This window comes from Parafrankia colletiae (assembly GCF_001854655.1).
Classification (GTDB): Bacteria; Actinomycetota; Actinomycetes; order Frankiales; family Frankiaceae; genus Parafrankia; species Parafrankia colletiae.
On the sequence record NZ_MBLM01000120.1, the window covers coordinates 62105 to 75531 of the forward strand.

Here is a 13427-nt window from a genome sequence, read left to right on the forward strand (position 1 = left end):
ACAACCCCGAGTGACCTGCGGCACAGCGTGAAGCAATATGTCCAGGTCAATAAACGGCCAATACGCGAAATGAACTGACTACAGAAACTAATCGCATGCAGCGGGGCCGGCCCGCGAACCGAATCCCGGTGCAGGGATTCGGTTCGGGACCGGCCCCGAGCTGGCCGACCTGATTACCGTGGATGTCAGCCGAGTGCGCGCACCTTCGAGACGGCGAAGGAGGCACCGTTGGCCGTGCTGCCGTCGAATCCGTAAGTGAGGTGTGCGAAGACGTTGAATCCGCCGGCGCAGACCGGGTCACCCAGGTTGCAGAACTCCTTGGCCTTCGGGCCGTAGAGCGGGCTCGCCGTGGTGATCTTCTGGCCGAACAGCGCGAGCGGGTTACCGAAGACGACGACCGCGGCGACGCGCGGCGCGAGGTCGGCCGGGATGGTCTCGCCGGAGCCGAGGAAGGTCCGGATGCCGATCGAGATGTCGGTGACGCTGCCGCCCTGCGAGTAGCCACCCAGCACGAACTTCGTGTTCGGGCAGGAGGCGGCCACCGAGCGGACGTGCCGGGTCATGTCGGTGGCCCCCGCGCCGGCGGAGGTCTGGGCGATGTCGGCCGCGTAGTTGACGGCGTAGGAGCTGACCGTCTTCCCAGCGAGCCCCTGCTTCACGGAGTTGACGAACGGGGTGCCGGTGATTCCAAGGCCCGGGAATTCGCCACTGCCGCGGGCGAATACCACATCGACGTCGGAACAGGTCGCCGCGGAGGCGGGGCTGGCCGTAATTCCGGCACCCAGTGTGCCGGCGACAGCAGTCAGGAAGACCGCCACAGCGCGCTGTTTCCAGGAACGGGCAAGCCTCATGTGAGTGAGTCTCCTTGCGGGGTTGCTCGACCTTGCACAGCGGCAACCCCAGTCATCCCCCCCATTGGAATGACCTTGCAGTGCAGAAAATATCGTCCGCTCTGTGGAGGTTCAACACCGCCCCCAAGGGTGCTCCCCAAAGGTGCCGGTATTGCTACCGAGAGGTGGTCGCACCCTGGTGCGTGGGGATGGTTTCCCGTCAGTGTTCACCGCGCACCGGCGTGAGATAGCTCCGCGCCGCCACGAGGTCGCGCCCGGTGAATGACGTCGACGGAATGCACGCGGAGCTGCGTGTGCGGCGGGGGGACGGCTATGGCTACGGGTCCGCCGGAGCCTGGCCGTGCCGGGCGGTGCCAGGGATGGGCGGAGCGGGGCCGGCGGGATGCGTGGTCGACCCGTCTGGCGGGTCGGAGCGCGGCCGGCCCCGGCGTCGCGGATGGATCGGCGGGTGTCGCCGGGTGTCGTGCCGTCAGCCCGGTGCGCGTACCCGGGCGGCGGCGAAGGACGCGCTGTCGGGATGCCGATGGAGATGTCGGTGACGCTGGCGCCCTGCGAGTAGCCGCCGAGTAGGAACGTGGTGTTCGGGCAGGAGGCCGCGACCGAGACGACGTGGCGGGTCATGTCGGTGGCGCCGGGTCCGGCGGAGGTCTGGGCGACGTCGGCCGCGTAGTTCACCGCGTAGGAGCTGACCGACTTCCCGGTGAGGTTCTGCCGCAGGGAGTTGACGAACGGGGTGCCGGTGATTCCCAGGCCGGGTGATTCACCGCTGCCCCGGGCGAAGTCGATGTCCACGTCGGAACATGCTGCAGCGCTGGCCGGTCCGGCCGTGAAACCGATTCCAACCGTGCCGGCGGAGGTGGCCATGGCCAGTGCTACTGCCACCCTTTTTCAGGAACGAAGTATTTTCATGCACATCTCTCCCAAGAATAATTCGCCTGATGCTGCGGATTATTCCCAGTCATCCCCCATTGTGGATGACCTTGCGCATGAGAAACTAGTGTCCGTGCTAATTGGAATCAACTTCTCCGCCTGCGGGGCTCCCCCAAGGCGCCGGCGCGGTCGCTGCGCGTGAACACGGTGTGGGTGAGCCGGTGACGACCTGGCYAACACCCGCCTTCGGGAGGGAGCGCGGGGTCGTCATGCGTGCCTGTCCGGCTACATCAGCGATCCACCGTGGGTCGGCCGAGAACCGCGGTTGGGTCGCCGTGGGTGTGCGCGGGGGCGGATGGGGTGAAGCCGGGGTCGCGGATCGTGCGCCGCGGCCCCGGCTTCATGGCTGGGTCAGCGGGGTGTCCCAGCGGGTCGGCCTGTCAGCCCAGTGCACGCACCCGGGTTGCGGCGAAGGTGGCACCGTTGGCTGTGCTGCCGTCGAACCCGTAGGTGAGATGCGCGTAGATGTTGAAACCGCCGGCGCAGACCGGGTCGCCGAGGTTGCAGTACTCCTTGGCCTTCGGGCCGTAGAGCGGGCTGACCGTGGTGATCCGCTGGCCGTAGAGGGCGAGCGGGTTGCCGAACACGACGACCGCGGCGACCCGCGGCGCGAGGTTGGTGGGGATGGTCTGGCCCGAGCCGAGCAGCGTCGGGATGCCGATGGAGATGTCGGTGACGCTGCCTCCCTGCGAGTACCCGCCGAGCACGAACTTGGTGTTCGGGCAGGAGGCCGCGACCGAGACGACGTGGCGGGTCATGTCGGTGGCGCCGGGTCCGGCGGAGGTCTGGGCGACGTCGGCCGCGTAGTTCACCGCGTAGGAGCTGACCGACTTCCCGGTGAGGTTCTGCCGCAGGGAGTTCACGAACGGTGTGCCGGTGATGCCCAGCCCAGGTGCTTCGCCGCTGCCGCGGGCAAACACGATGTCCACGTCGGAACACGTCGCAGCGCTGGCCGGACCGGCGGCCAGCCCGATTCCCATCGTTCCGGCGGCGACTGCCATTGTCAGTGCCAGGGTCCGCCTTTTCCAGGAGCGGATGATTTTCACGTGCGCCTCGTCTCTCGGGAACAGTCGGCCTGGTTCAGCCGGCTATTTCCGGTCATCCCCCCCGTTGTGAATGACCGTGCGCACGAGAAACTAGTGTCCGTCCTAATTCGAATCAACTTGTCCCCTTGCGGGGCTACCCCAAGGTGCCATCGTGGTCGCGGGGTGTGCCTCCAGTGGGGCGGACCGGCGCCCGACCCGGTCGTTGCTTCCGCGGAGGTCGGACTTTGTTGCCCTGTGTACGTGGCCGGCTACAGTCTGGCCGGGTCTGCTGTCAGGGCAGGACTGCGACGAACTTCCAGTCGAGCACGTCGCGGTCGGGGTCCCCGTCGGCGCGCACGCGGGAGCGGAGGCCGACGAGCCCGCCGCCGGCGGCGAGCGGGGTCAGGTCCTCGACGGTGATCTCGCTGCGCAGGGTGTCACCCTCGTACACCGGGCCGACGTGGTCGCACCCGTGCCAGCCCGCGACCGTCACCAGCGCCGGCAGCGCCCGCGTGACCTGCGCGAACGCCAGCCCGATCGTGTGGCCGCCGTAGACCAGCCGACGTCCGCCGCCGGCGGTGCTGTCGTGGTGGACCTGCGCGATGTTGAGGGTGAGCCTGGCCAGTTCCGGCGCGCTCGACACGACGTCCCCGCCGCCGACGAGCCAGCTCTGCCCGGCCTTCAGGTCGGCGAAGCGGGCGCCCTCGGCGGCGGCGGCGAAGCGGGCGAGGTCCCAGCCGTCGACGACGGCGGCAAGCTCCGCCGGGGCCGGTGGGGCACCGACGGACTCGACGTCGTCGTGGTGGCCGGTCGCCCGCTCCGGGTCACGCAGCGGCAGCATCGCGCAGCGCCAGAAGTCCAGGACCGGACGTCCGTGCTGGTCGACGGTGGTGATCCGGAGCACCGCGAGGCCGGTGGGCCGCCGGCCGGGCCGCACGCTGTTCTGCCGCAGTGCGACGACCTCGGTGGACGTCCGCAGGGTGTCGCCGATCGCCGGGGTGCGGCGGAAGACCAGGCCCCGGTAGAAGAGGTTGGCCTTGACGTGATGGGTGACGACGGTGGACTGGCCGATGGCGACGTCCCAGACGACGTTCGGCGGCGCGAGCGCGGCGCCGCCGGTGACCTCGGCGCACAGCGCGGTGTCGAGGGCGAGCGCGAGCCGGCCGCCGACGATGGAACGGTGGACGTCGGCCAGGCCCGGCGTGAGCGTCACCCCCGGCGCGGAACGGAACGTCTGCCCGACGGCCAGCTCGTCGAAGTAGGGACCCTCGGCGACAGCTCCGATCGTCACCCGCGCGCTCCCGCCGACTCGCCCGACCCTGCCGTGGGCCGGCTGATCACGCCGCTGTCGACCAGCCGCCCGATCTCGGCGTCGCCGAGCCCGAGGACCTCGGCCAGGACGGGCACGGTGTGCTCGCCGAGGCGGGGAGCGGCACCGGGGGCACCGTACCGGCCGTTCCACCGCATCGGCGAGCGTGCGGTGATCGCCGTGACCGGACCGGTCGCCTGGTCCTGGGTGGGCAGCTCGACGTCCGCGAGCACGGGGAGGGGGTTCGCGGCGTGGGCGGCGACGACGTCGACCATGCCCCGGTACCGGCCCCACAGCACCCGGGCGGCGTCGAGCTCGCCCGCGACCTGGGGGTAGTCGCGGGCGGCGAACCAGGGGCGCAGCACCGCGGCGATGGTCTCGCGCAGCCGGTACCGGTCGGCCTCCTGGGTGAGGTCGGCGTCCAGGGCGGTCTCCAACGCCGCGAACACCTCGCCGGTCTTGGTCACCGAGCAGAGCGCCGCCCACTGGCCCTCGGTGAGCGCGACGACCATCACCCGGTTGCCGTCGCTGCAGGTGAAGTCGACACCGAAGCTGCCGTAGACATGGTTGCCGTGCCGCGGCCGCTCCACCCCGCGGGCGGCGGCCTCGGACAGCCAGCCCATGTTCGCGACACCGGCCAGCGCCACGTCGGAGAGGGCCAGCTCGATGAACGCCCCGGCTCCGGTGCGGTCACGGTCGCGCAGCGCGGCGAGGACGGCGGTCGACACACTCATACCGGTGATGTAGTCCCAGGCTGGCAGCACGTGGTTGACCGGCGCGCCGCCCTCCTCTCGACCGGTGATGCCGGGCAGGCCGACCTCGGCGTTGACCGTGTAGTCGACGGCCGGCCGTCCGTCCGGATAGCCCTGGACCCGGACGTGGATCAGGTCCGCCCGGCGCTCGGCGAGGGCGTCGTGTGCCATCCAGCGCCGCCCGACGACATTGTCGACGAGCACGCCCTGCTCCGGGCCCGGTGCGGTGATCAGGGCCGCCACCAGCTCCTTGCCCGCGGGGGAGCGCATGTCGATCGCGACGGAGCGTTTCGCCTTGTTGAGGGACGTCCAGTAGTAGCTCTCGCCGGTCGGGGCGACGGGCCAGCGCTGGTGGTCACTGCCGCCGCCGACCGGGTCGATCCTGATCACGTCGGCGCCGAGCTGGGCGAGGGTCATCCCACCGGTGGGCCCGGCGACGAAGCTCGCACACTCGACCACCCGCAGGCCCGCGAGAGGCCGGGCCACCTCGGGCGTCGTCACGACGCCCGCCCGGCGGTCGGGGCGGGCGCGCTGCGCCAGGTCGCTCCCCGGTCGGCCTCGATGTCCATGCGGGCACCGCCATCCTGCTCGAAGGAATCCGCTGACCCGCACGGCTCGACACTGAGCGTTCTTGCTCGCCGACGCAGGGTGATATTTCTGTTTCCTTCTTCGTTCCTATCAGAATTCAGGCGATGGCATAACTATCTTTCCGGTCCTCGAAGGCGTTGGCGTCGGCGTCGGCCGCCACCGCCGGCAGCCCCGCCGCCGGCGCACCGGAACCGAGGGGTCAGGAGACGCTCGCACCCGCCCCCGAGCGGGCCGCGGCGGTCGACGTCGGACGCTGGTCGGGGACGACGGCGCCGGCTGGCCGCGCCGCCCGTCCGGGAATGGCCAGTGCGAGCAGGCAGGCGGCCAGCGCGGCCCCCGCGCCGATCAGGAACCCGACCCGCATGCCGGTGAGCGAGGGCACGGTGCTCGCGCCGAAGGAGATCGTCATGTTGGCCAGGACCACACCGATCACCGCACTGGCGGTGGACGTCCCGATCGAGCGCATCAGGGTGTTGAGGCCGTTGGCGGYCGCGCCCTCGGACGCCGGCGCCGACGTCATGATCAGGGTCGGCATCGCCGCGTACGCGAGACCGACGCCGGTGCTGATCACCGCGGTGACGATGAGCAGGCCCCACGGCGTGCCGAGCAGGCCCTGCGCCAGCAGGTAGCCCGCCGTGATCACCGCGGACCCGGTGATGAGGGCGGCCCTCGGCCCGCGGGCGGCGATCAGCCGGCCGGCGACCGGTGACATGGCCATCATCACCAGGCCGCCGGGAGCCATCCACAGGCCGGTGGCGACCAGCGACTGGCCGAGGCCGTGCCCGGTCGCCCGGGGCAGCTGCAGCAGCTGCGGACTGATCAGCGACATCGCGTACATCGCGAAGCCCAGCACCGTCGACGCGACGTTCGTCAGGAGCACCGGGCGCCGGCTGGACGTCCGCAGGTCGACCAGGGGAGCGGCGGTGCGGGTCTCCCACCAGCCCCAGGCCAGCAGGACCAGGACGGCGCCCGCGAACAGCCCCAGGGTGGTGGCGCTCGCCCAGCCCCAGGCCGCGCCCTTCGTCACCGCGAGCAGCAGGGCCACCAGGCCGGCGGAGAGCGCCACCGCGCCGGGCAGATCGAAGGTGCCCGTCCCCCGGACGGGGGACTCCGGCACGACCACGGTGATCAGGAYGACGAGGGCGCCGGCCGCGACCAGGGACCCCCAGAACAGCACGTGCCAGTCGAAGTTCTGCGCCACGACCGCCGCGATCGGCAGGCCCAGCGCCCCGCCGATGCCCAGCGAGGAGCTCATCAGGGCCATCGCCGGAATGAGCCGCTTGGGGGGCAGGAGGTCCCGCATGATGCTGATGCCCAGCGGGATGATCGGCAGGCCGAGGCCCTGCAGGGCGCGCCCGGCGACGATCGGCACCAGCGAGCCGCTCAGCGCGCAGATCAGCGACCCGGCGGCGAGGCAGTAGGCGGCGACGAGCAGCATCCGCCGCTTGCCGAAGAGATCACCGAGACGCCCGAACACCGGGTTGGCGACGGCGCCGGTCAGCAGGGTCGCGGTGATGGCCCAGGAGGCGTCCGCGGCACTGCTGTCCAGCAGTCGGGGCAGCACCGGGATCAGCGGGACCATCAGGGTCTGCATCAGCGCGACGACGACGCCCGCCGAGGCCAGGACGGCGATGACCACTTCGACGCGCCGCGCCCCGCCCTCGGTCGCCCCGCCCGCGGAGCCTGCGTCGGGAACCGGCCGGGAGCTGCCAGGGACTTCGCTGGACACCATGTGCACCCCACAGTTAGCTGTATCGTACAACTATGTGTATCACGCACATCGGGGAACGTCCGTGCACGGCCGGTGGGTCGTTGGTCACACCGGGCTTCGAGGCGTCCGGCTGTCGGTCCTGGGTCGTGTCGTGGTCGGCCGGGCAGCGGTTCTGACCCGGAATCTGGCCTGTTTTCCCAGCTCATAAGTATTTGTGCGCACTCGGGGCGCGATGGCTACTATCCTGCGGCATCAACTGAATCATCGGAAAGCGTGACCTGTTGTTGGCGATGGGCGTCTCGACGGGCGTGGCTCGCTACGGTCTGCGACGGCATGGATGTCGTTCGCGTCAGCAAAGGGGATCTCATGCRTAAACACGGACTCGCCGGACCCTTAGGTCTGGCAGCCGCGCTGGCCGTGGCTGCCGTGACGAGCTGCTCCACACCCGGCGCCGGTGCCGAGGCGAACATCGCCTGCGACACGCCCGGTGTCACCGCTGATCACGTGAACCTGGGGTTCGTGTTCTCCAACTCGGGTGTCGGTAGCGCGGCGCTCTCGTCCGCCCGCTCCGGGGTGGACRCGCGGTTGGGCCTGGYCAATGCCAACGGGGGYATCCACGGCCRCACCGTCCTCTACGACTGGCGGGATGACGGCACCTCGCCCATGGCGAACGAACGCATGACGACCGAGCTTGTCCAGCAGCAGTCGGTCTTCGGGCTGCTTATGGTGTCGTCCACGATCGGCGGTTCGCCGGAGCGGCTGGCAAGGGAGGGCATACCGGTCGTCGGGCTCCCGCAGACCGACTTCGCGAAGTACCCGAACTGGTTCTCGCACCTCTACGACGTGTCACCCCAGACCATTGGTCGCTACCTGACCATCCGTGGCGGGTCGAAGGTCGCCGTCGTGACAACCGGTTCGACGCAGTTCGTCCAGGATCTCGCCCGGCGCTACGCGGCCGCGTTCCAGGAGGTCGGGCTCCCGACGGCCGAGATCATCCCCTTCGCGTCCACCGGCGACAGCCCGCGCCAGATCGCGCGGCGGATCGCCGAGAGCGGCGCGGACTCGCTGGTCGGTTTCACCACTCTGGACGACTTCGCGCAGATCTCGCAGGCCGTCCGTGAGACCCGGGTGGAGCTGGCCGCCAGTGTCTCCCTCAGCGGCTACGACCGCAGCACGCTGAGCCGCCTCGGGAAGCAGCTCGTCGGCGTGTCCTTCCCTGTGTACTTCCACCCGTTCGAGGGCGGCGGCCCGGCGATCGAGACCTATCGTGAGGCGATGGGCCGGTTCGCGCCGGAGACCGGGCAGCCCGATCAGCAGTTCGCGATGTACGGGTACATCTACGCCGACATGTTCCTGCGCGGTCTCGAGCTCGCCGRCGACTGCCCCACWCGGGAGTCCTTCATCAGCTCCCTGCGCAACGTGCCCGACTTCGACGCGGGCGGCCTGATCGAACCCATCGACCTGCGCACCAACGCCACCACCCCGCTCCAGTGCAGCGCGTTCGTCGAGATCGACCCGACCGGCCTGGCGTTCGCCGTCGCGCGGGAGAAGCTCTGCGCCAACGACGCGACCTGATCGGCGCACATGCCCCGCTGTGCTGCCTCGGTGGTGGCGTTACTCCCGCCGGTGCTGATCCACCGCTGATCCACCGTCGATCCACCGTCGATCCGACCTCGAACGTCGCCGTGCCGTGCCGCACCRCACCGCACCGCACCTCGTCCGCGGGTGCCGTTGACCGGCACCCGCGGGCCCTGGTGTGTCCGGAACGGGCAGCCGGCGTGCCGCGGGTTTGACGGATCCAGGCGTGTGCCCACATAGTGAGGGGTCCTCATTATGAGGGTCTGGTACTTTTCGGGCCCGGTGAACAACCGCTGTGCGCGCCTGCCGCACCGCAGCGGGATCGGCAGGAGACCGTATGGGCGACACCCGCCGCCGTGGGTCTGACCAGCGTGTTGTCGTCGCCGCGCTCTTCGTCGCGACGATGTTCATCACGATCATGGACAGCACGATCGTGAACGTGGCGCTCCCGTCCATCGCGCGCGACCTCGGAGTCGCGTCCGATTCGGTCGACGAGATCGTGATCAGTTATCTGGTCAGTCTCGCCGTGGTGATCCCGGCCTCGGGCTGGCTGGCGGACAGGTTCGGCACCCGCAGGGTGTTCCTGACCGCCCTCGCGGTCTTCACGGCTGCCTCCGCGCTGTGCGCGCTCGCCGACAGTCTCAGCCAGCTGGTGGCGTTCCGCATCCTGCAGGGGGCTGGTGGCGGGCTGCTCACCCCGGTCGGCATGGCGATGCTCTTCCACGTCTACCCGCCGGCCGACCGGGCCCGCGCCGCGCGCATCCTCGTCGTCCCGACGATCATCGCCCCGGCGGTCGGCCCGGTCCTCGGCGGGGTGCTCACCGACCAGGCCTCCTGGCACTGGGTGTTCCTGGTCAACCTCCCGATCGGCGCGACCGCGTTCATCGTCGGTGCCCTCTTCCTGGTCGATCGCCAGGGGACGCCTACCGGCCGCTTCGACGCGGTCGGTTTCGTGCTCTCCGCGGTCGGTTTCGCGCTGGTCCTGTACGCCCTGTCCGCCGGGCCGACGAAGGGCTGGTCCTCGGCCACGACRCTCGCCGCCGCCGGTGTCGGGATCGCCGCGACCGCGGCGACCGCCTGGTGGGAGCTGCGGCGAACAGGTCCGTTGCTGGAGCTGCGGCTGTTCTCCAACCGGCTGTACCGCAGCGTCAGCCTCACCATCAGCACGATGTTCATGGCCTTCATGGGTGTGCTGTTCCTGATCCCGCTGCTCATGCAGACGGCACGCGGGGCCAGCGCGACGGTGTCCGGGCTGGTGGTCTTCCCCGAGGCCATCGGCGTGCTCGTTGCCACGCAGATCGCGGGAAGCATCTACCCGACGGTCGGGCCGCGCCGGCTGATGACCGGAGGTCTGATCGTCGTCGCCACCGCCGCCCTGACGATGGGGCTGGTGGAGGTCGACGTCTCGCTGTGGGTGCTGCGTGCCCTGCTCTTCGTCTTCGGTCTGGGCGCCGGGTTCGTGATGATGCCGGCACAGGCCGCCGCCTTCGCCACGATCACGCCTGCGCAGAACGCTCAGGCGTCCGCCCTGTTCAACGTGCTGCGCCAGCTGGCCGCGGCCATCGGCGTCGCTCTCGCCTCGACCGCGCTCAGCCTCGCCGGGGGCGACAGCGCCAGCGGGCCGGGCGGGTCCGCCGACCCGGGCGCCTTCCAGTGGGGCTTCTACGTCGCCGCGGTGCTGGCCGTGGTCGGGCTCGCCGTCGCCGTCCGCGTCCACGACGCCGACGCCGTCGTCACGATGCGCCGGCCTGGCGCCCCGCCCCGCGGCGCCAACCCGGATTCCGACAACGGGCCGGTCAGCGAAGGCTCCTGAGTAGCCGCCGCCCGCCCGCCGTCATCCACCTGCCCGGGTCCCGGCCGCCTGGACGTCGCCCACCGCCACCGGGTCGCCGGCCGTCGGGCTGTCGGCCGTCGGACTGCCGGGCACCGGGCCGCCGGCGATCTCGCCGCTGGCCGGCGTTCCGGGGTAGGTCACGCCGGCGAGCGTGTGCAGGCCGGCGCGGATGCGCTGCAGCGACATCTCCCGCGCGGTCATGAGGTAGTCGACGACGTCCGCCCGCAACGCGGTGAACAGGACGTGCGCCAGGTAGTCGGCGTCCTCCTCCGGGCGGGCCACCGTGAGGCGCCGGGTCAGCTCGGCGATCCAGTACCGGCTGGACGCGTTGGCGTAGTAGACGTTCGGTCCGCGGTTCTCCAGCGCCCGGATCAACGTGCGGTTGCCGACCACGAAATCGAGCAGCGCGTCGAGGTAGGCGCGGGTGGCCTCCGCGGGGGAGCCGCCGGGGCCCAGCGGCGGCGCACCGTGCTCGACCTGCTGGCTCAGCCCGTTCACCCGCGGCATCAGAACAGCCTCGATCAGCGCCGTGCGATCACCGAACCGCCGGAAGACGGTGCCCTTCCCGACCCCCGCGGCCTCGGCGATGTCGCTCATCGACACGCTCTCGGCGCCGTCCCGATCGAACAGCGCCGCCGCCGCCGCCAGGATCGCCGCGCGGTTCCGGGCTGCGTCGACGCGCTCCTGCCCATCCATCCGCGGGCCTCCTCCACCTGGTCTGCTGCCTGCACGACGCCCGCGGGCCTCGCCGTCCGTGCAGCTGTATACCCGTACGGTAACGAATGCTCCCTGGCTGGCCCGCCGTTCGACGGTGCCTGGCAACGCCGGCACGCCGGTGGTCGGGGCTGCCCCGTTCGGTCCAGGCACTGACACCGCGGACGAAGATATTTTGCCAGGAGTTCGCCCTGGGCGCCCAGGCATCGGGTGACGAGGCGGTGACCAACGGTGCTGTGGGCGGGCCGCGTCGTGGGTGCTGCCGACGGGCGGCCGCGGTCCATCCCGGACCGTGCACCCGCGAGTCGACCGTGGCGCGGCCCGGGCGAGCGCCGGGCGGGCACCGCGTGGGCGTGCCGGCGCCCCCCTCGTTCCCGCCTGGACCGGACACCGCTCCGTGTACGGAACGGCATTCGGTTCTCCAGATCGGCTCGCGGTGAACTGTGGATGTCGGGACAGTGACGGTGCCRCATTGCCTTCGTGTTCGGGATTAGCGTTGGGCTCAGCCGGAAGGAAATGTGGCCCGGGGTCCGGCCAGCCGGCTCGGGGCTGCCCGGTCGTCGGAACAGTTCAGTCGGCGTGTGCGCGGTGGAATTCCTGCCGAGACGGCCCATGCCGCCGGGGCTCTCTCTGCGACCCACCCCGACTGGTTGCGCGGCTCGACCGCCGACGCGGGGATCGTGCCGATCGGCGGCACCGGTGGCCCGATCAAGGACGGTCCGATCGTGATCTATCCCCCCGTCAGGTAGAAGCACCGCGTCGGGCTGATGCCGGGGCGGCGCGGCACACCGCGGTCCCACGGGCGCGCCGCCGGCCGGCGGCATCAGCCCGTCACCAGCTCCGCAACGGCAGCCGCGAGAGGATGACATGTCGGTCGCCGTGACCATGACGATCACGATCGCGGCGGTGGCGGTCGGTGTGCTGGAACGGCCGCAGCTGCTCATCGGGTTCGTGATCTGCGCGCCCGTCTTCGTGCCGCTCGAACAGCTGGTTCCGCTGGTCCGGCGGCCACCGCGGCGGGACTGGCTCGTCGACGTGGTGCACAGCTTCGCCAACCGGCTGCCGATCACCATCGCCTTCGCGTTGCTGCTCGGTCTGCTCGGTCTGCTCGGGCCCGCACTGCACGCCGCCGTGYCCGAGGTGCTGCGGCGGATCGTGCTGGGTCAGCCCGGCTGGCTGCAGTTCGTCATCCTGGTCCTGCTGGCCGATCTGGCGAACTACGCCGGTCGCCGGGCGCTCCACGAGGTTCCGGTGCTGTGGCGGCTGCACGCGGTGCACCATTCGAGCACCGACCTGGACTGGCTCTCCACCAGTCGTGGCCACCCACTCGACCAGATCATAAACCTGGTCGTGACCGTCGTCCCGGTGTATGCGATCGGTTTCGACGTGACCTTTTCCGCGGCTTTCCTGGTCTTCCAGTTCTACTTTCCGTTCCTGGCCCATGCGAACACCCGCATCATCCTGCGGCCGCTCAGCTCGGTTTTCGTCACCCCCGCGTTTCACCACTGGCATCACGCGCTGGAACCGGCGGCCRTCAACCGCAACTACGGTGCTGTGCTGTCCGTATGGGACTGGCTTTTCCGCACCGCACATCTCCCGGCCGCGATGCCTATCCGCTACGGGATCGGGCAGGAACTGCCGGCGAGTTGGCTCGGCCAGCTCGCCGCCCCCTTCCGCCCGCGGGCGGGGGCCGTGACGCACCTCGAGCCCGAGCCCCGGACGTGACGGGTCACACATGGGTCACGCGCGGCGGCCAGCCGGTCTGGTCCAGTTGAGCCACCACCCGCCGACTCCACGCGGTCGCGTGCCGTCCGCGTGGTTCGGGCGGTCTCGGCGCTCCTTTTCCTGGCCCGGCCAGAAGAGACAGCTGCCCTGGTGAGGTGGGGTGAGTCGGCTCCGCTCGGTGCTGGTGGCGTCTCCATGAGCGAGCATGCGCGGGTGGGTACCCGCAATACTGCGTCCGTGACTCGGACGACGCGCGAGCAGACGGACAGCACACTCACCGGCAGCCAGGACACCACCACGGTTGCCGCCCCGAACGCGACGGTGTCGGTGGCCGCGAACGGGGACGCGACCGCCTCGGCGACCGGGCCGGCGGCCGCGGCCGCAGCGGCGGCGTCAGCGGYGAAGGCCGC

10 protein-coding genes are annotated in these 13427 nt (G+C 70.7%); 3 read left to right on the forward strand and 7 right to left on the reverse strand.

Going from position 1 to position 13427, the window contains the following annotated elements; all coding sequences use genetic code 11:
- Positions 1-185: 185 nt before the first annotated feature.
- From CC117_RS17290 to CC117_RS17310, 6 genes are all read right to left on the reverse strand, one after another.
- Complete coding sequence (locus tag CC117_RS17290) at positions 186-851, reverse strand: cutinase family protein (protein ID WP_071085397.1); 666 nt, start codon at positions 849-851, stop codon at positions 186-188.
- Between the two features lie 111 nt (positions 852-962).
- Positions 963-1715 (reverse strand): cutinase family protein, encoded by a 753-nt coding sequence (locus CC117_RS34990; RefSeq protein WP_116287823.1) that lies wholly within the window; start codon positions 1713-1715, stop codon positions 963-965.
- 446 nt (positions 1716-2161) lie between these two features.
- Positions 2162-2782 carry a cutinase family protein gene (locus tag CC117_RS17295; RefSeq protein ID WP_071085399.1) on the reverse strand — a complete coding sequence of 207 codons (621 nt, stop codon included), beginning with the start codon at positions 2780-2782 and terminating at the stop codon, positions 2162-2164.
- Between the two features lie 316 nt (positions 2783-3098).
- Positions 3099-4097 carry a MaoC family dehydratase gene (locus CC117_RS17300; protein ID WP_071085401.1) on the reverse strand — a complete coding sequence of 333 codons (999 nt, stop codon included), beginning with the start codon at positions 4095-4097 and terminating at the stop codon, positions 3099-3101.
- Positions 4094-5368 carry a CoA transferase gene (locus CC117_RS17305; protein WP_241830194.1) on the reverse strand — a complete coding sequence of 425 codons (1275 nt, stop codon included), beginning with the start codon at positions 5366-5368 and terminating at the stop codon, positions 4094-4096. The genes CC117_RS17300 and CC117_RS17305 overlap by 4 nt, the downstream gene beginning before the upstream one ends.
- A gap of 286 nt (positions 5369-5654) precedes the next feature.
- Positions 5655-7187, reverse strand: coding sequence for an MFS transporter (locus tag CC117_RS17310; protein WP_071085405.1), 1533 nt, complete (start codon positions 7185-7187; stop codon positions 5655-5657).
- Between the two features lie 345 nt (positions 7188-7532).
- On the opposite strand from CC117_RS17310, the gene CC117_RS17315 reads away from it, so the two are divergent.
- Both CC117_RS17315 and CC117_RS17320 read left to right on the forward strand, forming a co-directional pair.
- A complete protein-coding gene (locus tag CC117_RS17315; RefSeq protein WP_071085407.1) occupies positions 7533-8741 on the forward strand; it encodes an ABC transporter substrate-binding protein in 1209 nt (402 codons plus the stop codon).
- A 340-nt stretch (positions 8742-9081) separates the two neighbouring features.
- On the forward strand, positions 9082-10557 hold the full coding sequence (locus CC117_RS17320) for an MDR family MFS transporter (protein ID WP_071085409.1): 1476 nt from the start codon (positions 9082-9084) through the stop codon (positions 10555-10557).
- Between the two features lie 21 nt (positions 10558-10578).
- Here the strand turns inward: CC117_RS17320 and CC117_RS17325 are convergent, their stop codons facing one another.
- A complete protein-coding gene (locus CC117_RS17325; protein ID WP_071085411.1) occupies positions 10579-11274 on the reverse strand; it encodes a TetR/AcrR family transcriptional regulator in 696 nt (231 codons plus the stop codon).
- Between the two features lie 885 nt (positions 11275-12159).
- On the opposite strand from CC117_RS17325, the gene CC117_RS17335 reads away from it, so the two are divergent.
- The gene (locus CC117_RS17335) at positions 12160-13017 is read left to right on the forward strand and encodes a sterol desaturase family protein (RefSeq protein WP_084132280.1); all 858 of its coding nucleotides are present in this window, start codon (positions 12160-12162) and stop codon (positions 13015-13017) included.
- Positions 13018-13427 lie beyond the last annotated feature (410 nt).